Source organism: Candidatus Manganitrophus noduliformans (genome assembly GCF_012184425.1).
Lineage (GTDB): Bacteria > Nitrospirota > Nitrospiria > SBBL01 > Manganitrophaceae > Manganitrophus > Manganitrophus noduliformans.
Map to the genome: position 1 here is coordinate 39821 of NZ_VTOW01000001.1, position 19302 is coordinate 59122.

The window sequence follows — 19302 nt, forward strand, 5'->3', positions numbered from 1 at the left end:
AGCCTACTGTAAGTTCACCTGAATCTCCGCGTGCGATCGCAGCCGAGCCAGGTACTCCATCTCTTTTGTCATCCGTTTTTCCTCGCTTAAGATTTTTCGGATTATCGGCTCGACCTCTTCCTGCTTCTTCCCGCCGAAATCGGCTGCATGCTCTTGATAGTATCGCGTCACCTCTTTCGGAGAAATGAAAACAAACGCGTGAATCCGCTCCTGGAGAAGCTTCTCCACCCAAAGCTGCTCTTTGATCTCTTGCTTCAATTCATCTAACGAAAGCCCGGTTTGTCCAAGGGCCTCTTCGAATGCGGCCTCGGTTTTGAATCGCTCACGGAGAACCTTCAGGCGTTGTTGGATCTCCGTTTCGGTGGGACCCTGAAGAACAAACCGACGGGCCTCCAAACGAAGGAGCCGGTTATCAACGACCCGGTCCAATAACGTTTTTGAATCTTCTCCCCTCATATTCTTTCCGGCGTTCTCAAAAAAAGTCTGATGACGTTGAAGGTCGGAGAGAAAAATAATCTTATCGTTGAGGGTCGCCGCGATCCGCTCCACCGGCTCCGCGGCAAACCCGATGGCAGAAAACGCCGGAAGTGATAAAAGTAAAATGAAGATCAAACAGCGCATCTAGGCTAAGACCACCTCGGTTCGGGTCAGTAGATCGTGGAGCGCTCTTTTCTTTCTATTGAAAATGGTCATCAAAAAACCGAATCCGAAAAAGAAGCTGGAGAGAATGTAACCGAACGACCTCGCGAGCGCCCGGAAGGGGGAGAGGGGAGCCGCTCCGGAGGCGACGACTTTGATCCGGATCAGCATCTTCGCCGGCGTCTGGCCGCCATGCGCGTGAAAGAAGGTGAAATAGCCGAGAAAAAGGCAAAACCAAGCGGCGATAAAAGGCGCCACCCAGGGGATCAGTGATCCCTCTTCGGTAAGAAGAAAACCCGCTTCTCCGTTTGAATAGCGGATGCCCAGAAAACCGGCCGCCAACAGCGCCAAATAGAGAATTTCGATAATGAAGAAGTCGATGAGAAAAGCGACGACACGGCGAAGAAAACCGGCCGGTTGAACCGCTGCCGTCTCCGCCTTCTCTTCGGGAAACAACGACGCGGGAAAGAACTCGGGAAGCTCCCCTCCCATCGGCCGGTCAACCCGCTCCATCTATCCTCCCTTCAATTTCATATTGAACGATCGATAAAGCGGAAAGCGCGGCTGTCTCGGCCCGCAGAATCCGCGCTCCGAGAGAGAGAGCCTCATATCCCATCGCGCAGGCGGCATCGACTTCCGCTTTCTCCAATCCGCCTTCCGGCCCGATCAGAACAACCCCTTCGCGCGGAGATGACGCGATCGCCTCCGCGATCCGGCCTCGCGGCGATTGAGAGGGAGCCCCTTCCCAGAAAATCAGTTTCAAGCCGTATCCGGCCGTTTTCGTCAGAAACGCCAGCAGCTCGGTCGGCGGGTCGAGCATCGGAATGCTCCAGCGCCCCGACTGTTGAGCCGCCTCCGTGATGATCTTCATCCAGCGCTCCTGCTGATGAGACAGACGGTCCGCTTTGGGCCGGACGACCGCCCGCTCCGTGACCAGAGGGGTCATCCGGGCCACCCCCAGCTCGGTTGCCTTTTGCAAAACCCATTCAATCTTCTCCCCTTTCAACAAGCCGATCCCCAGATGGAGGGCCGGAAGGGGAAAAGGGGGAGGGTTCTCTTCGTGCAGCACCTCCAGGGTCAACCGCGCCGGATGCGATTCGATCAGCCGGGCGGTGTACCGCTTCGGTTGCTCATCGACCAGAAGAAGGGTCTCCCCTTCTTGCGAACGGAGAACATCGCGAAGATGGTGGGCCAGACGATCCTGGACGGTGATTTTTCCATGATCGACCTGCTTTGAGTGGATAAAATAGACAGGCATGGAAGTGAGGCGCTGATCACTTGTTTTTATTCGAAGAGGTTCTTCACTTTTTCGAAGAGTTTTCCCGAATCGGGGTCGATCGACTCTCCGCTGATTTTCGCGAATTCTTCCAGAAGCTCCCGCTGCTTCGCTGTGATTTTACTCGGAATCTCGACCTTGATCCGAACCAGCTCATCGCCGATCCCGTATCCGCGGATATTCGCGAAACCCAGCCCTTTCAGACGGAAGATCTTTCCATCCGCCGTTCCGGGAGGAATCTTCACCGCCGTCGGCCCCTTCATCGTCGGGGCGTCGACCTTTCCGCCGAGGATCGCTTTGACGAAGCTGATCGGAACTTGACAGAGGATGTGATCGCCGTCCCTGGAAAACTGAGGATGCTCCTCCACGGTCAGGACCACGTAGAGATCGCCGGTCGGCCCGCCGTTGAGTCCCGGTTCCCCCTCGCCCATGACGCGCAGCCGCGAGCCGGTCTCGACCCCGGGAGGAATCTTGACGGAGATCGTCTTATCGCGGGCGATATACCGCTCCCCTTTACACTGCGGACAGCTCTCCGAGATGATTCGCCCCTCTCCCCGGCACTGGCTGCAGGTGCGGCTGACCGCAAACATTCCCTGCTGGAATCGAAGCTGCCCCGCGCCGCCGCAGGTCGGGCAGACCTTGGTCGCCCCTCCTTTGGCGCCCGTTCCCTTGCAGGCGCTGCAGGCCTCGGGACGGCGCAATCTGATCTTCGCCTCCTTCCCGAAATAGGCTTCTTCAAAAGTGATGGTCATGTTGTAGCGAAGATCGTTCCCCCGCTGCGCCCGCGTGCGGGCGCGCCCCCCGGCCGAAGCGCCGAAAAACTCTTCGAAGATGTCGCCGAAGATATCGGAGAAGCCCCCTTGATTGAAGTCAAAACCGCCCGCGCCGCCGGCCGGTCCGGCATGGCCGAAGAGGTCATAGCTCTTCCGCTTTTCGGCGTCGGCCAAAACGCTGTAGGCCTCATTGACCACTTTGAATTGTTCCTCGGCCGCTTTATCACCCGGATTTCGATCAGGATGAAACTTGAGGGCCATCTTGCGATAGGCCTTCTTCAGCTCTTCCTCTGAAGCGGTTCGTTCGACACCGAGCACTTCGTAATAATCTTTTTTGCTGGCCACGGAACTCCTTAACATCGATATTGAGATGGATGGTTCATTAAAAACCAGCCGCCTGATCGGCTTTCGAGGACCGCCAGGCGGCTGGGGAGTGACTCATACTTTACTACTTTTTATCCGTTTCTTCAAACTCGGCGTCGACCACGTTTTCATCTTTGGCCTGTTGTTGCCCGCCGGCGGCCCCGCCGTCTCCGGTCGGTCCCGCCTGAGCCCCCGCCGCCGCGCCGGCGCCGGTCTTCTTATACATCTCTTCGGCCAATTTATGCGAGGCCTTGGAGAGCTCGGAAATGGCCGCCCGAATCTCTTCGACGTTATTCGACTCCATCGCCTTTCGCGTCTGGGAGATCTTTTCCATGATCTGGTTTTTCTCTTCCGGAGAAATCCGATCGCCGAACTCGGTCACCGATTTTTCGGTGGCGTAGATCAGATTGTCGGCCTCGTTGCGGACCTCGATCAACTCTTTCTTTTTCTTATCTTCTTCCGCATGCGCCTGGGCGTCCTTCACGAGCTTGTCGATCTCTTCCTTATTGAGACCGCTCGATGCGGTGATTCGAATCGACTGCTCTTTTTGTGTCGCCATATCTTTCGCGGAAACATGGACGATACCGTTGGCATCGATGTCGAAGGTGACCTCGACCTGAGGAATACCGCGCGGGGCCGGGGGGATACCGATCAGATCGAATTGGCCGAGCAGCTTGTTATCGGCCGCCATTTCACGCTCTCCCTGGAAAACCCGGATCGTCACCGCCGTCTGGTTGTCCGACGCGGTGGAGAAGACCTGGCTCTTCTTCGACGGGATGGTCGTGTTCCGATCGATGATCCGGGTAAACACCCCGCCGAGGGTCTCAATTCCCAACGAGAGCGGCGTCACGTCGAGAAGAAGGACATCCTTCACCTCTCCCTTCAACACCGCCCCTTGGATGGCCGCCCCGATGGCAACCACCTCATCCGGATTGACCCCCTTATGCGGCTCTTTTCCGAAGAACTGCTTCACCACCTGCTGGACCTTCGGCATCCGGGTCATCCCGCCGACGAGGACCACCTCATGGATTTCCGCCGGCGTCAATCCTGCGTCGGCCAGCGCCCTTCGGCACGGCTCGATCGTCCTTTGAACGAGCGGATCGACCAACTGCTCCAGCTTCGACCGGGTCAACTTGATGACCAGATGCTTCGGACCGGTGGCATCGGCCGTGATGAAAGGAAGGTTGATCTCGGTTTCCATCGCAGAGGAGAGCTCGATCTTTGCTTTTTCCGCCGCTTCTTTCAACCGCTGAAGGGCCATGCGATCCTTTTTCAGATCGATCCCGTTCTCTTTCCGGAACTCCTCGATCATCCAGTCCATGATCGTCAGATCGAAGTCGTCGCCGCCGAGATACGTATCCCCGTTCGTCGACTTGACCTCGAAGACCCCGTCGCCGATCTCCAGGACGGAGACATCGAAGGTTCCCCCTCCCAGGTCATAGACGGAGATCCGCTCATCTTTCTTTTTATCCAATCCGTACGCCAGCGAGGCCGCCGTCGGCTCGTTGATGATCCGAAGGACATTCAAACCCGCGATCTGCCCGGCGTCTTTGGTCGCCTGCCGCTGGCTGTCATCGAAGTAAGCCGGGACGGTGATGACCGCCTCGGTCACCTTCTCGCCCAGAAACGCTTCCGCGTCGGCCCGTAATTTTTGCAAGATCATCGCCGAGATCTCGGGAGGGCTGTAGACCTTTCCCTGAATTTCAACGTGCGCATCTCCGTTGGGGGCCTTCACGATCTTGTATGGAAGGCGCTTCATCGCCTCTTTTACTTCGGTCGAATCATATTTCCGTCCCATCAACCGCTTGATCGAGTAGATCGTATTGGTCGGGTTCGTGACCGCCTGCCTTCGGGCAAGCTGTCCGACCAACCGCTCTCCCTTATCGGTAATGGCGACGACGGAGGGGGTCGTCCGGCTTCCCTCTGCATTCGGGATCACCTCCGGCTCTCCGCCGGTCACCACCGACATGCAGGAGAACGTCGTCCCCAAATCAATTCCAATAACCTTTGCCATTGTCTCCTCCTTTAAGGATTCGCATGAATCCGCAACGCACGCCCCTGCTGTCTTTACGATACGATCGATACCACCTACGCATGAGAAAGACGTGCCGATCTCATTATTCGCTTTTCCACCGGGTTTAGGCATTCCCCGGGAGGACGCTTATTTAGCCTATATTCCTTCGCCGGCCCCCGCGCCATCCCCGGAGGGAGGGGCCTTTTTCTTTGCAATCATCACCAATGAAGGGCGGAGAACACGATCATTCAGATGATAACCTTTTTGAGTCTCTCCGATCACCTGGTTCTCTTCGGCATCGGAGCCCTCCTCCACCTCGATCTGTCCGATCGATTGATGGAGAGAAGGATCAAAGGGATGATTTAAACTTTCGATCGGAGCGACCCCGAACTTTCCCAGCGCCGAGAGGAGTTGCTTCCGAATCAGTTCGACCCCCTCCATCATCCGGTCAAAATCCCGCGTCTCCCTGGAATGGGCCAGCGCCCGCTCCAGATTATCGATGACCGGGAGGAGCTCTTTAATGAGCTTTTCATTGGCATATTTGAGCGCGTCCGATTGATCTCTCTGCGCTCTTTTTTTATAGTTTTCAAAATCGGCCAACGTCCGCATGAAGCGTTCTTGGGCCTGTCGCGCCTCTTCTTCCTTCTTTTCATAACCGGCACGAAGCGTCTCGATCACTTTTTCAGGCGACTCCGCCGGAGCATCTTCCGCAGTGGCCGGGCCTTTCGCTTCTTCAAATCGTTCTTTTTCTTCACCTATTTTATTTTCATCCTGCTGGTTCAAGAGAACACCTCACTTCCCTGGCCCCTCCGAGCATCAACAATAATAATATAATGAGAGGAAAGGCTCATTTGGTTTTTTCTCCCAGAGAAGATTCCTCTTCCATGGAAGATTCTTCTAATAGCCGACTGACCTTCTTGGCCGTCGAGTCGACCAGCGGAATAATTTTGGAGTACTCCATTCGGGTCGGGCCGAGGATCCCCACGGTCCCTAATACCTGATTCCCCCTTTTATAATGGGACACCACCAAACTGCAATGGTGATCCCCCAGAAAGGGATTTTCGGAACCGATGTAGACCTGGACCCCTTCCGTCCCGATATATTTATCGAGGAGCTGAACGATCATCCTCTTTTCCTCAAACGCGCTGAGCAGCCCCTTCATCACCCGAAAATCGGCAAAATCGGGATGGTCGATCATGTGGGATGCGCCATCCATATAAAGCTCTGCGTCGATTCCGCCCGAGCCGCCGTCCATGAAGGTCCGCCGCGTCAGCTCGAGGGCTTCCTGAAGAAGATGATCGTAGAGATCTTTCATTTTTTGAATTTGCGTTAATAATTTCTGGCGGATCTCCTGAAGGGTCAACCCCGAGTAGAGGTGGTTGAGGGTGTCGGCAATTTTGTTGAGATCTTTCTGAGAGAGATCCTCCGGAACTTCGAAAAATTTATTCTGAACGAAACCGTCCTGAGAGATACAGACCGCCATCACCGAATTTTTTCTCAGCCGGACGAACTCGACCTGCTTGATCCGGGTGGATGAAAACTTGGGGGCGGTGACGATCGCGAGATATTGCGACGCATCCGAGAGGAGCTTGGAGGTATCCTGCAAGAGGGCCTGAATGGTCTCGCGCTGGATCAATTGCTCCGCCTGCCCAAGAATATCATCCTGCTCCTTCAATAATTCCGCATCTTGGAGAAGGTTATCTACGTAGAAACGATATCCCTTTTCCGTCGGAATCCGGCCGGCCGACGTGTGCGGCTGCATCAGGAATCCTTGCGACTCCAAATCGGCCATGATATTTCGGATGGTGGCGGGGCTTACTCCGATGTCAAAACTGCGCGTGATGGCCTGGGATCCGACCGGAAAAGCAGTTTTGATGTAGGAGAGGACAATCGCCTTTAAGACATATCTACTGCGATCGTCAAGCGGCATCTTTGCTCCTCAAACTCTATGATAACTATATATTTTCTATCTTAGCACTCTCATAGATAGAGTGCCAGTACCCTACCAAATCATCCCCACACTGTCAAGCAAATTTCCCCATTTCTACCGGAAAAAGGCAGCTTGGGACCGACCCCTGGTTCAGGCTCAACTCAGTTGCAAGGGCGACTTAATTCAGATGATAAATAATCATGAGCCCTTCCAACGTCAAGGCGGGCCTCACCTTTTGGATCGTGCTGCATTCCGGCGCGATAAGATTGGAGAGGCCCCCCGTAGCCACCACAAGCGCTTCCGTTCCGATCTCTCGATGGATACGGCGGACGATTTCGTTTACCAGCCCGACATATCCGAAGATCATGCCGGATTGCATACTGCTGACCGTATCTCTTCCGATGATTCTCTTCGGCTTGATCAGCTCGACACGGGGGAGTTTTGCGGCGCGGGAGAAAAGGGCATCGGCCGAAATGATCAGTCCGGGGGCGATCGCCCCGCCCAAGTAGTCTCCCGTTTCCGAAACGACACAAAACGTGGTCGCCGTTCCAAAATCGACAATGACGACGGGGCCGCCGTAGAGATGATAAGCGGCCGCGGCGTTCACAATCCGGTCGGCGCCGATCTCTTTCGGCTGGTCGTATTTGATCTGAAGACCGGTTTTCAGCGAATGGGTGACGACCATCGGATCGAGCGAGAAATACTTTCGGGTCATCTCCTGAAAAACCGGCGTCAAAGGGGGGACGACGCTCGAGAGAATCGCCCCCTTCACCTTCGAGAGGGGGATTTTTTGGGCAAGTAAAAGATCGATGAGCAGAATTCCATATTCATCGGCCGTCTTGTGAAGGTGGGTGGCGACCCGCCATTCTCCGACGAGCTTCTTTCGCTCGAAGATGCCGAACACCACATTGGTGTTTCCGATATCGATCACCAACAGCAGCGATTGTTTTCGTTCCGGTTTCATCTCGGCCTATGCAGGGGTGCTTCGTCCATGTGCGGAAGGGTCTTTTACTTCTCGAAGATGGGTCACATCTCCGACCAAGATCCGCCGCTGGTTTCCATCTCCCATTCGGATCAGCAGCGCCCCATCCTCTTGAAGATCCTCCGCCCAACCTTCAAACTCCTGGCGGGCGGTCTGGACGCGGACACGCCTCCCCAAGGTTTGGCAGTGTTGTCTGACGGCCTGAATCAGGAGGGCTTTGTCGTCCACAAGCCGGTATTGTTCCACCAGCTGATTGAACAGTTCGATTAAAAGATCGGCCCGATCGACCGGCCGCCCCAGGGCAATCCGGAGGGAAGTGGCGCTCTTCTGGAGCTCCGGCGGAAAGTCGGTCAAGCCGATATTGACGTTCACCCCGACGCCCACCACCAAGGGAGGGGATTGCTCCCCCCTGACTTCGGACTCCAACAAAATACCGGCCAACTTTTTATCTTCCAGGACGACATCATTCGGCCATTTGATCTGAACGGCCAATCCGGTGGTCCGCTGAATCGCCTCAATGAGGGCGACCGACGTCGCCAGCGAGTAGAGGGGAAAGTCGCGCGCCGGTTGATACGGGCGGAGTAAGAGTGAGAAGTAAAGATTCATCCCTTCCGGCGAAAACCACTCACGGCCGAGCCGCCCTTTTCCCTTCTCCTGAGCCTCGGCCAGGATCACGATTCCGCCCGGAAGACCTTGCGACGCCATCTCAAGGGCAATTCGATTGGTCGAATCGACCCGATCAAACATCATAATTTCCCGTACCCACTCGCGAACTTTGGTGTGGCTGCGGCAGTGTTTTTCAATCCTCTCCAAATCCAACGCCACGTCTTCTCCTATTTCTTTTCCGAATGGGGTTTCATTTCAAAGCTGATATCGACTGCCGGCGCCGAATGTGTCAGCGCTCCCACAGAAATCATATCAACGCCGCACCCGGCAATCGCCGCCACGTTCTCCAGCCGAACGCCGCCGGAGACCTCGATCTTCACACCGGAAGCGCCTTTTCGGATCAACTCGACCGATTGTTTTATTTCAGTGAGCGACATGTTATCGAGGAGGATGATCTCGGCGCCGATTTGAAGCGCCTCTTTCACTTCCGCCAGGGTCGTCGTCTCCACCTCGATTTTGAAGGGATGGGAGAGCGATACATGCGCCTCCTTTAAAGCATTCGCAACCCCGCCCGCCAGGGCGATGTGGTTGTCCTTGATCAAAACCATATCCCCCAAGTGGAACCGATGGTTCCATCCGCCGCCGAGCCGGACCGCCTCTTTCTCCAGCATTCGGAGTCCCGGGGTGGTCTTCCGTGTATCAACGATTTTCGCCCCGGTGCCGGCCACCTGATCGACAAACCGCCGGGTCTGGGTGGCGACACCCGAAAGACGCTGAAGAAAATTCAGCGCGGTACGCTCCCCCTTGAGAAGAAGCCGTCCGTCACCGTAGACCGATCCGATTGAATCGCCCGGTTTGGCCTTCTGTCCCGGCCCAATGTTGACCTCGACCCGAATCGTTGGATCGAGGAGTTCGAAGACCGTCTGAAAAACATCGAGCCCGGCGACGACGAGATCTCCTTTGGCGATGATTTCACCGACCGCCGGAACCGGACGGTGAAAGAGCGCTTCAGTCGTTCGATCGCCATAAGAAAGATCTTCGGCCAGAGCACGCTCGACCAGTTTTTTTAAAAGAAACGACTCCATTATTCCGACCCTGAGATCATTTCGCGGAACCGGCGGAGATCCTCATTTAACTTCGCTCTCTTTGCTTGCAAATCTGCCCGCTGCGTTTCCAGCTTGGCGATGACCTCTTTTGGCGCTTTGGTCATGATATTCTGGTCCTGAAATTTTCGTTCCACAGGTTCTAACTCTTTGTCGAGCTTAGCCATTGCCTTTTCCAGACGATCGATCTCCTTCCTCAGACGGGCTTCATCGACTGGAATGTAAACCTTCACCATATCCGTCAACACCGTGGCCGCCTGCTTCGGCAAGGGCATGTCGATCCCAATGGTTGGCTCGGAAAGACGGGCCAGCCGTTGGATATAGGGGAGATGATTTCGGAAGAGATCACGCGCCCGTTCATCGTTCGCGCTGATCTGGACCGCCAGCTCCTCTGACGGAGGAATGTTCATCTCACCGCGAAGATTCCGAATCCTGACGACCGTCTCGATGACGATCTCTTGAACAATCTCCTCTATCACCGAATTCACCTTCGTCGGATCAGCCGTCGGATAAGGGGCAACGGCCAAGCTCTTCGCTTGGCGGGGAAAGTGGACCGCCAGCTCCTCGGTAATAAACGGCATCAACGGATGAAGCAGATGCAACAGCGCACTAAAAGTCTCGCTGAGGGTATGTGCCGTCGCCCGCTTCCTGGTGGCCGCCTCATTATCTAGGCCATGGGCCTCGCTTCCTCCTTGAAGATCGACCTTGGCCAGTTCCAGATACCAATCGCAGAACTCATGCCAGATGAATTGATAAAGGGCCTGCGCCGCCTCATCGAATCGATAGCGCTCCAGCGAATCGTTGATCGATCCGATCGCGCGGTGCAGCCGGCTGGTGATCCAGTGATCGGCGGGAGAGCGCTCCGCAAGCCCGGGCGCCGGCCCGGTCACCCCTCCTTCGGGAAGGTTCATCAGAATAAATCGCGCCGCGTTCCAGAGCTTGTTGGCGAAGTTCCGGTAGCCTTCGATCCGCTCCTCGGCGAGCTTCACATCCCGACCCGGCGAGGCCATCGCCGCCAGGGTAAACCGAAGGGCGTCGGTCCCGAACCGGTCCATGATCTCGAGCGGGTCGATGACGTTTCCCTTCGACTTGCTCATCTTCTGCCCCTCGGCATCGCGAACCAGGGCGTGGATGTAGACATCCCGGAAGGGAACCTCTTTCATGAAATGAAGCCCCATCATCGCCATTCGGGCCACCCAGAAGAAGAGGATGTCGAAGCTGGTGACCAGCGTGGAGGTCGGATAAAAGGTCTTCAATAACTGTTCCGCTTCTTTTTTTAGGCCATCGGGCTGATCCCCCGGCGGCCAGCCGAGGGTGGAAAAAGGCCAGAGGGCCGAGGAGAACCAGGTGTCGAGGACATCGGGGTCTTGCCGCAGCTCGGTCGAGCCGCAGCGGGGACATTTCTCCGGAGGGGTCAGGGCAACGATCGGTTCTTTATCAGCCTCTTTCAGACAGTACCAGGCCGGAATCTGATGCCCCCACCAGATCTGCCGCGAGATGCACCAGTCCTGAATGTTCTCCATCCATCCGAAGTAGTTCGGCTCCCAACTTTCGGGAATCAGCCGGATCTTCTTTTGACGGACCGCGTCGATCGCCGGGGCCGCGAGCGAGTTCTTCGGATCGTTGATCCGGACATACCACTGTGTCGAGACAAACGGCTCCACCACCGTTTTGCAGCGGTAACATCGCCCGACGGCATGGGAATGCTCTTCGATCCCGTGAAGCAGCCCCTCTTTTTCGAGGTCCTGGACAACCTGATTTCGAGCCTCGGAAATCGTCATCCCTGCGTATCGGCCGGTCCGAGAGGTCTTTGCAAGATGCGCATCCTGAGTCAAAATATTCTCAAATGGGAGCTGATGGCGCCTTCCGATCGCCTCGTCGTTGAAATCATGGGCCGGGGTCACCTTGACCGCCCCGGTCCCGAAGGTCCGGTCAACCACCGGATCGGCAATGACCGGGATCTCGACCCCGGTCAGGGGAAGACGGACCTTTTTCCCGATGAGTTTTTGATATCGTTCATCCTCAGGGTGAACGGCGACCGCCGTATCGCCGAGCATCGTCTCGGGCCGGGTGGTGGCGACCGTGATTTTCTGATCGGGATGATCGGCCAGCGGGTAGTCGATCCGGTAGAGCTTGCCCCGGCTCTCCTCATGCTCCACTTCGATGTCGGAAAGCGCCGTCTGGCAGCGCGGGCACCAGTTGATCAGACGCTCGGCCCGATAGATCAGCCCTTCTTGATGGAGCCGGACAAACACTTCCCGGACGGCAGCGGAGAGTCCCGGGTCCAAGGTAAACCGTTCGCGCTCCCAGTCGCACGATGCCCCCAGTCGCTTGAGCTGCCGGAGGATCGTCCCGCCGGAGGTTTCCTTCCACTGCCAGACCCGCTCGATGAATCGCTCCCGTCCGAGCTGATGTCGGTCGAGCCCCTCCTTCGCGAGTTGGCGCTCCACGACGTTCTGCGTCGCAATTCCGGCGTGATCCATGCCGGGAACCCAGAGGACATTAAAACCGCGCATCCGCTTCCAACGGGCCAGAATATCTTGAAGGGTGTTGTTCAGAGCATGCCCTACGTGGAGGGAGCCGGTGACGTTCGGCGGGGGAATGACCATCGAGAACGAGGGACGATCCGACTCGGGCGCGGCATGGAAAAGCCGTTCCTTCTCCCAGAAGGCGACCCACTTTTCTTCGACCCGCTTGGGGTCGTATACTTTTTCCAAAATTTCTTGCGACATCATCCGATCCAAATATCAAGATTTGAGTCGGTTATATTAACACGGGCCGCCGGAGGTTGTAAACGGTTTACCGGTTGTAGGGGCGACCGGCGGGTCGCCCAGGAGAGACAAGGGAAAACCAGGGCGAGTGCAGGGCGAGGCAGCGCCTCGCCCCTACGTCGGTTCAAATGACGGCCACGATATCATGGAAATGCTTGACTACCGGTTGGAAATCGGGTATGCAATAAGTATGTTTCTCTCCCGCTCCGACCGCGACAAGCTCCTCGAGCTCCTCTTCCAACGGGCCTTCCGCTACAGCGAGGTACCTACTTTCAAGCTCACCTCCGGGAAGATGAGCTCCTTCTACATCGACTGCAAAAAGGTTTCGCTCGATCCCGAAGGGGCCTTCCTCATCGGAGAACAGATCTTCGATCGGATTAAAAGTCTTCCAGTCGAAGGGGTCGGCGGAATGACCCTGGGAGCCGATCCGATCGCCACCGCCGTCTCCCTGATCAGCTTCCTCAAAAACAAGCCGATCCCCGCCTTCATCGTCCGAAAAGAACCGAAGGGACATGGCAGCGGACAGCAGGTGGAAGGGGCCCTCCAGCCGAATGGCAAGCTCGTGGTCGTCGAAGATGTCGTCACCACCGGAGGCTCCACGGTTCGAACGATCGAGGCACTTCGGAAAGAAGGCTACTCGGTTTTGAAAGTGATTGCCCTGATCGATCGAAAAGAAGGGGGAGCAGAGCGGATCGCCGCAGAAGGGATCGGCTTCGAAGCGCTCTATACCATCGACGACTTCATGCGCCTCGTCCGATTTCAAAAGAAATGACCCCCCGCCTGTTTTTTTCAAAGAACACCCTCTGAAACCTTCATTAGGATCTCCACAGGAAAACATTTTCACTTTTTTGAAGAATTCTGCAAATGGATAAAGACCCCTTCACTCCATTCTCCCCAAAATAGCCATTTATTTCTTGCCTGCGCATGGAGTTGCTCCATCCTGTTCAAGGCATGTGAGTTGCATTAGTTTAAAAACGACCAACTTGGTATTTTTAACAAGATTTGCGGAGGGAATGGATGCAGGTCAACGAAGCGACAATCGGCTATAACGGGGTTAAAACGAAAAGTCCGTGGGATTGGCTAATCACCGATGTCTTTTTAGAGACAAAGCCGAAGTGGGTGATCCAAATCGGAACCAAAGATAAATACGCCGTCCTTTTTTCCGCTTCCATTCTTAAAAAGATCGACAGAGATCTCTCCGTCATCACCGTCGTCAAAGACGCAAAAAACCTGCCGCAGAAAAGCAATGTTCGTTACATCGAAGGGAACCTGCTCGATTCGTCCGTGCTCGATTCGATTAACAAAATGATCCACCCCAGGGACAAGGTCATGGTTATTTTAGAAGACGGCCTTCGGCAGCATCCGATCGTTGAAATTCAGACATATGCCCCATTGGTCACGGAAGGCTGTTATTTGATCCTCGGAGAGGAAGTCGCCGCATTCGCCGGAAAACACATGGAATTTGAGCCGGATTGGACCCCGACGAAGCCTCAGGTCTACTTAAGAAAACCCTTTTCCCGAGCATTCTGATTTTTAGAATAGAACAACGGGTCCCCTCCAGGGATTGAACCCGCGACCCCGCGTTCCCCCTTTTTCCGTTTTGATGCCCCGCTCAATTATCCCTAAAGTAAATAATGATTGATATCTCTTTTCACTTCCTCTAGAATAAAGCTCCCTAATATCCGTTACGCCGTCACCCGCGCAAGAGGCGCATTCAAGATTTGGGCGAAAGGAACCGCCCGGGCGTTTTCGTATCGATATCGTTTAGCCCGGGAGCCTTTCAATGATTCACAAGAACCTCCGTTACATTTTTCTGTCCTTCTTCCTTTCCCTCATTTTATCCCCGCTCACATTCACCGAAAAGGCGGAAGCGGCCGCGCAGATCACCACCAACGCCAATGACGAAGGGTGGAGCCTTCGGAACAGCGCCGCGAGCCGGGGAAACGTCCTCTGGTACGATGATCAAACTGAATCGGTTTTCTTAAACGACGACGCGACTCCGGTCCAGGCGGAGGATCCCAACAACAGTCCCGGCGCCATTGAAAGTACGGTGTTCTCTTTGGGAAGCGGCTCCTCTCCAGGCCAGGTGATCGGCGCATGGCGGAGGGGGCAGAACGACGCGTGGGTGTGGATCAGCGGCGGCACACCCTCAAAGGTCGTCGCAACCAATCCATTCGGCACGGGAGGGATGAATCCGGAAGGGGTGGCGATCGCCGACGGCTGCGTCTTTATGGTTCTTCAAGCCGGCTCCGGCCAGAACACACTCGTTAAGCATGTTTTCCGGGTCGATCCCGCGACCAATACAGCTACACTTCTCACCGGTGGGATTCCATTGACACATGTGAATGGCGCTACCATCGGCGCGGCCCGAATTTCGACGAGTGACTGCCAAGCGGCTTGGGTGTTTGACGATGGGATCGGAACCTATCATCTTCAATTCTACAATGGAACAAGCATCACCACCGTTGAGACAGGTGATGACAACACGTTCAACTCGACCCTCCGAGGGTTTCACCTCAACCGTGGAAGGCTGGTCTACGAGAAGCTTGTAAATGGGATCAGACAGATTTTTCTCTATGACAGCACCGCGTCTAATCCTGCGGCTGTTCAGCTGACCACGGAGACAGATGCATCTCTTGGGAACTTCTCCCCGCGGGCCGACGGGCGACACATCGCTTGGCTGCATGGCAACGCCAACGGGACCGATGTCCATATTATTTTCAATGCCGGGGTTCAACTGACCGACACAACCAACCGGCCGGCCGATTTAGGCATCACGACGGAACATCCTTTTCAACTTCATCGGGGGCAGCTTTTCTGGACCGACCTGGGCGGCTCGTTTCGCTACCACGACGGAAGCGGCATCGCGACAATCGATCCGACCCCTTCGACATCGGTGGTCACCCAGTTGGGAAGCCCTTGCTGTCTCCCTTGGTTGGCGGATGGCTTTGTCCATTGGATCGGACTCAGCAATGACGGCGGCGCCGACAGCGAGGTCTTTCGCTTCACCGGAACCGCTCCCGCCGACACGCAGCAGCCGGTTCCTCCGCTTCTGGTCACCCTGGCGCCGGGCGCAAACCAAATCACAATCAATTGGGACCGAATCCTCGGCGCCGATTCTTACAACCTCTACATTTCCGAGCAATCGGGCCTGACGAAAGAAAACTTTTCGACGTTAAGAGGGGGAAGAAAGCGGAGCGGCGTGACCGGTCCGTATACATTAACCGGCTTAACGCCGAATCGAACGTATCATTTTGTAATCACGGCGGTAGATGGCGGTACTGAAGGGCCAGGCTCCCGTGAGGTCGCGACGGCATTGATTGGAAACTGGGCCTCCGTTGGTGGGCTTTCGGGAACCAGTTTCCACGCCGTTGCGGCGGATCAAACAAACGATGGAATCGCCTACGCGGCGGGAGGATTGACCGTCTATAAAACAACGGATGGCGGGGACAACTGGACGCCGCTTACGGGAGACATCGGCGGGGAAAGCGTCAGAGCGCTCGCCGTGGACGGCGCCAACGTCTATGCCTCGAGCATCGATGTATTCTTCCCCGCGACCCCTTCAAAAATCTTGAAAAGCATCAACGCCGGCGGGACTTGGACGGAGGTCCTTCCTGATGGAGGAAGCCCGGGGGAGCAAATTAAATCGCTCGCGATTGATCCCGCCGATCCCGACGTTCTTTACGCAGGTAATTTCGAACTTCCTTCCTATGATGGAACGACCTCACCCATTATCAAATCAACAACCGGGGGAAGCTCGTGGGCGCATCTGCCGAACCCTACAACTCCTCCGGGAGCTGATCTTCGGGCTTATGTTATCGCCATCGACACTATGGGCGTGGTCTATGCCGGAGGGAGCGGGACACCGAATCTCGCAAAGAGCACCGATGGAGGCTTGATCTGGACCGGTATATCTCCCGGAGTTGGCCTTTTCATCTACTCCCTTGTAACCGATCCGGCAGAACCATCGACCCTCTATGCTGGAACGGCATCGAATGGAATCTATAAAAGCAAGAACGGCGGCACGTCGTGGACTCAGAAGAATACCGGCCTTCCTGCAACACCTCCGGAGATCCGCTCGCTTCTGATCGATCCAACCAATCCGAATTACATCCACGCCGGAACCTCCGAAGGATATTATTATACGCTCGACGCGGGGGAGACTTGGATCGCGGGAAACAGCGGATCGCTAACAAACGCCGAGACGGTTTATGGCCTGGCCCTCACCCCTTCGCGCAATTTGATTGCCGCAACCAGCAATGGACTCTTTCTTCTCGATCTCTCGGCGGAGCCGACAACGGCTGCCATGTCGGACCTGGCACTTTCGTCTACCGTCACACCCAACTCTGTTTCAGCCGGAGAGAACCTGACCTATCAGATCACCGTGACCAACCAAGGACCCGAAGCGGCGACCAGCGTTGTTATCACGATGACCCTCGCCGCCGGAACGAGCTTGGTGTCGGCGGAGCCGCAGGGAGCATGTCAGGGGACCGATACCGTGACCTGTAATTTAGGCGTGATTGACAATGGCTCCAACGCGGTCGTCACCATTGTCGTAACACCCAGTGTCGCCGGCGATTTGAATCAACAAGCCCAGGTTTCTACCGGCTCCACCGATCCGAACGGCGCCAACAATTCGGTTTCGATGAGCGCGACTGTCAGCGACGGGTCGGGAGGAAACGGAGGGGGAGGTGGCGTCGACCCCGGGGGAGACGATGGGAATGATGGAGTCTCCACCGGCGGATCAGGGGGAGGCGGGGGTGGCGGCGGATGCACGATGACAGTCGGGAGCGGCTTTGATCCGACCTTGGTTGGGCTGCTCGGCATTGCTTTAATCGTCTTGGCACGAAGATCAGTCCGAAGAAGGGCTCTCCTAGGACGCTTCTTCTTAATAAGCTTGGCGCTGTTTTTCGCTCCAAGCATCACTCATGCCAACTCTAATGACCTTAGCATTTTTAATACCAAGTATGGCACTGCAAGTACAAGCCTCAGCAGTTGCACCCTCTGCCATGGCAATGCCGGTACCAGTTCGATCACGGCAGTCCGCCCGCTCACCTCCTTTGGCGCCGATTATCTGGCGCAGGGACGGGGTAATGCCACCTCCTTTGGCGCAATCGAACCGAAAGATTCCGACGGAGATGGTTTTTCGAATCTGACCGAAATTGAAGCGCGCACCTTTCCGGGCAATGTGAATTCCAAGCCGACACTCAATGTCGGCCTGGTGCCCACCGCCGATACCCGATTCGACAGCCCAGGAGCAACAATCTCTTATAAGTTGACGGTAACAAACGCTGGAAACGCAACCGACAGTTACACTATCACCGTAACCGGCAATGCCTGGACCACTACCCCGACCGCCTCAGTCGGTCCGGTCGCGGCCTCCGGGACCGCCGACTTCACGGTCACAGTGGCGATACCTGCTGACGCCACTGAAGGAGACTCCGATGCGGCCACGATCAAAGTGACCTCCCAATCGACCTCGACGCAATCGGCAACTGCGATAGTGACTACGACGGCTTTTACCGCTCTGTCGTTCGGAGATTGGAGTTCCGTCGGTGGAGTATCGGGAACCACTTTCCATACGGTCGCAGCGGATATAACGAATGATGGAACCGCCTATGCGGCGGGAGGAACGAACGTTTATAAAACAACCGACGGCGGAAACAACTGGACCGTCCTCGCCGGCGGGATCAGCGGGAAAGATGTCAGAGCGCTGGCTGTGGAGGGCTTGACGGTGTATGCGTCGAGTCGGGATATTTTCGGCGTCACACCGGCAAAAATCTTAAAGAGCGTCAATGGCGGCGGCTCCTGGGCGGAGGTCCTTTCAGATGGCGGAAGTCCGGGTGAGCAGAACAAGTCGCTCGCAATCGATCCCATTGATTCCAACACTGTTTATGCGGGCAACTTCCAGATCCCCTCCGTTTACAACGCCGGACCCGATTCTCTGGTGATCAAGTCTGCCAACGAGGGGGCAAATTGGTCTCATCTGCCGAACTCGACGGCCGTAGGGGCAGAGCTTGGCGCCTACGCCCTCGCCATCGATTCCGCCGGGGTGATCTATGCAGGAGGATCAGGAACTCCAAACCTCGCAAAGAGTACAAACGGCGGATCGACTTGGAGCGATATTCCAATCGCCGGTGTCAGTGTCTTCGTCTATTCCCTTGCGATCGATCCGACCAACCCCCAGACGATCTACGCGGGGACGCGCGATCAGGGGGTCTTCAAAAGCACCGATGGCGGGACTATCTTTACTCCGGTGAACACAGGCCTCCCGGCAATCCTTCCGACGATCTACGCCCTGCTAATCCATCCGGACGAACACGACCAGATTTTCGCGGCCACATCAGCCGGCCTTTACTTCTCCCCCGACGGCGGCGACCATTGGGCCGCGCGAAGCAACGGGCTAACAGCATCGGCACAATCGATCAGAGCCCTTGCGGTCACCCCCTCGCTCATCTTAATCGGCGCAACGGAGGATGGGCTTTTCATTCTCGATCTCTCCTCTCCGACAACCGGAACAGGTGGGTCGGGAGGAACAGGGGGGTCGACAGGAGGCGGCGGCGTCATTAGCCCCGTCGGACCGGGCGGAACGTCGGGAGGGGGTGGCGGAGGAGGCTGTGCATTGGGAGGAGACGGCGCGGCCGATGCACTTTTACCCGGTCTTTTCTGCTTTGCTTTGGCGGCGCTTGTCTGGAGAAAATGTTTTCTGAAAGACAAAAAAGATGGTGCGCCTGGTAGGAATCGAACCTACAGCCAATAGCTTAGAAGGCTATTGCTCTATCCATTGAGCTACAGGCGCAAAGAAGTGCAGGGTGCGGAGTTAAATTCCGAATAGAGAATTAAAA

General features: G+C 56.0%; 14 protein-coding genes and 1 tRNA gene. 3 read left to right on the top strand and 12 right to left on the bottom strand.

Annotated elements, in window-relative coordinates; translation table 11 throughout:
- Positions 1-3: 3 nt before the first annotated feature.
- From MNODULE_RS00160 to MNODULE_RS00210, 11 genes are all read right to left on the bottom strand, one after another.
- A complete protein-coding gene (locus tag MNODULE_RS00160) occupies positions 4-621 on the bottom strand; it encodes a SurA N-terminal domain-containing protein (RefSeq protein WP_168057484.1) in 618 nt (205 codons plus the stop codon).
- Positions 622-1152, bottom strand: coding sequence for an RDD family protein (locus tag MNODULE_RS00165; RefSeq protein ID WP_168057486.1), 531 nt, complete (start codon positions 1150-1152; stop codon positions 622-624).
- A complete protein-coding gene (locus tag MNODULE_RS00170) occupies positions 1139-1897 on the bottom strand; it encodes an RsmE family RNA methyltransferase (RefSeq protein ID WP_168057488.1) in 759 nt (252 codons plus the stop codon). Before MNODULE_RS00170 ends, MNODULE_RS00165 begins: the two co-directional genes overlap by 14 nt.
- 26 nt (positions 1898-1923) lie before the next feature.
- On the bottom strand, positions 1924-3033 hold the full coding sequence (gene dnaJ, locus MNODULE_RS00175; protein WP_320412323.1) for a molecular chaperone DnaJ: 1110 nt from the start codon (positions 3031-3033) through the stop codon (positions 1924-1926).
- 103 nt (positions 3034-3136) lie between these two features.
- Positions 3137-5065 (bottom strand): molecular chaperone DnaK, encoded by a 1929-nt coding sequence (gene dnaK, locus MNODULE_RS00180; protein WP_168057492.1) that lies wholly within the window; start codon positions 5063-5065, stop codon positions 3137-3139.
- Between the two features lie 156 nt (positions 5066-5221).
- Entirely contained in the window at positions 5222-5848 is a 627-nt protein-coding gene (gene grpE / locus MNODULE_RS00185; RefSeq protein ID WP_168057494.1) for a nucleotide exchange factor GrpE, read from the bottom strand.
- Positions 5849-5912: 64 nt separating this feature from the next.
- Positions 5913-6995, bottom strand: a complete 1083-nt coding sequence (hrcA, locus tag MNODULE_RS00190) for a heat-inducible transcriptional repressor HrcA (RefSeq protein ID WP_168057496.1) — start codon at positions 6993-6995, stop codon at positions 5913-5915.
- 178 nt (positions 6996-7173) lie between these two features.
- Positions 7174-7935: a type III pantothenate kinase gene (locus MNODULE_RS00195; protein WP_168059147.1), complete on the bottom strand. Its 762-nt coding sequence runs from the start codon at positions 7933-7935 to the stop codon at positions 7174-7176.
- Between the two features lie 30 nt (positions 7936-7965).
- Entirely contained in the window at positions 7966-8802 is an 837-nt protein-coding gene (locus tag MNODULE_RS00200) for a biotin--[acetyl-CoA-carboxylase] ligase (protein ID WP_168057497.1), read from the bottom strand.
- Between the two features lie 8 nt (positions 8803-8810).
- Positions 8811-9668 (bottom strand): carboxylating nicotinate-nucleotide diphosphorylase, encoded by an 858-nt coding sequence (nadC, locus tag MNODULE_RS00205; RefSeq protein WP_168057498.1) that lies wholly within the window; start codon positions 9666-9668, stop codon positions 8811-8813.
- Positions 9668-12418, bottom strand: a complete 2751-nt coding sequence (locus tag MNODULE_RS00210; protein ID WP_168059148.1) for a valine--tRNA ligase — start codon at positions 12416-12418, stop codon at positions 9668-9670. The genes nadC and MNODULE_RS00210 overlap by 1 nt, the downstream gene beginning before the upstream one ends.
- Positions 12419-12545: 127 nt before the next feature.
- On the opposite strand from MNODULE_RS00210, the gene pyrE reads away from it, so the two are divergent.
- The 3 genes from pyrE (at position 12546) to MNODULE_RS00225 (ending at position 19217) form a co-directional block, all read left to right on the top strand.
- Positions 12546-13229, top strand: a complete 684-nt coding sequence (gene pyrE / locus MNODULE_RS00215) for an orotate phosphoribosyltransferase (RefSeq protein ID WP_320412324.1) — start codon at positions 12546-12548, stop codon at positions 13227-13229.
- A 245-nt stretch (positions 13230-13474) separates the two neighbouring features.
- Positions 13475-13987, top strand: a complete 513-nt coding sequence (locus MNODULE_RS00220) for a CmcI family methyltransferase (RefSeq protein WP_168057499.1) — start codon at positions 13475-13477, stop codon at positions 13985-13987.
- 253 nt (positions 13988-14240) lie between these two features.
- The gene (locus MNODULE_RS00225) at positions 14241-19217 is read left to right on the top strand and encodes a JDVT-CTERM domain-containing protein (RefSeq protein ID WP_168057500.1); all 4977 of its coding nucleotides are present in this window, start codon (positions 14241-14243) and stop codon (positions 19215-19217) included.
- Here MNODULE_RS00225 and MNODULE_RS00230 read toward each other — a convergent pair.
- A tRNA-Arg gene (locus MNODULE_RS00230) sits at positions 19181-19256 on the bottom strand. The genes MNODULE_RS00225 and MNODULE_RS00230 overlap by 37 nt on opposite strands.
- Between the last annotated feature and the right edge of the window lie 46 nt (positions 19257-19302).

Coding starts and splice junctions, on each gene's coding strand:
- MNODULE_RS00160 (WP_168057484.1), bottom strand. CDS start 621: ATGCGCTGTTTGATCTTCATTTTACTTTTATCACTTCCGGCGTTTTCT.
- nadC (WP_168057498.1), bottom strand. CDS start 9,668: ATGGAGTCGTTTCTTTTAAAAAAACTGGTCGAGCGTGCTCTGGCCGAA.
- MNODULE_RS00220 (WP_168057499.1), top strand. CDS start 13,475: ATGCAGGTCAACGAAGCGACAATCGGCTATAACGGGGTTAAAACGAAA.
- hrcA (WP_168057496.1), bottom strand. CDS start 6,995: ATGCCGCTTGACGATCGCAGTAGATATGTCTTAAAGGCGATTGTCCTC.
- MNODULE_RS00170 (WP_168057488.1), bottom strand. CDS start 1,897: ATGCCTGTCTATTTTATCCACTCAAAGCAGGTCGATCATGGAAAAATC.
- MNODULE_RS00210 (WP_168059148.1), bottom strand. CDS start 12,418: ATGTCGCAAGAAATTTTGGAAAAAGTATACGACCCCAAGCGGGTCGAA.
- dnaK (WP_168057492.1), bottom strand. CDS start 5,065: ATGGCAAAGGTTATTGGAATTGATTTGGGGACGACGTTCTCCTGCATG.
- MNODULE_RS00165 (WP_168057486.1), bottom strand. CDS start 1,152: ATGGAGCGGGTTGACCGGCCGATGGGAGGGGAGCTTCCCGAGTTCTTT.
- MNODULE_RS00225 (WP_168057500.1), top strand. CDS start 14,241: ATGATTCACAAGAACCTCCGTTACATTTTTCTGTCCTTCTTCCTTTCC.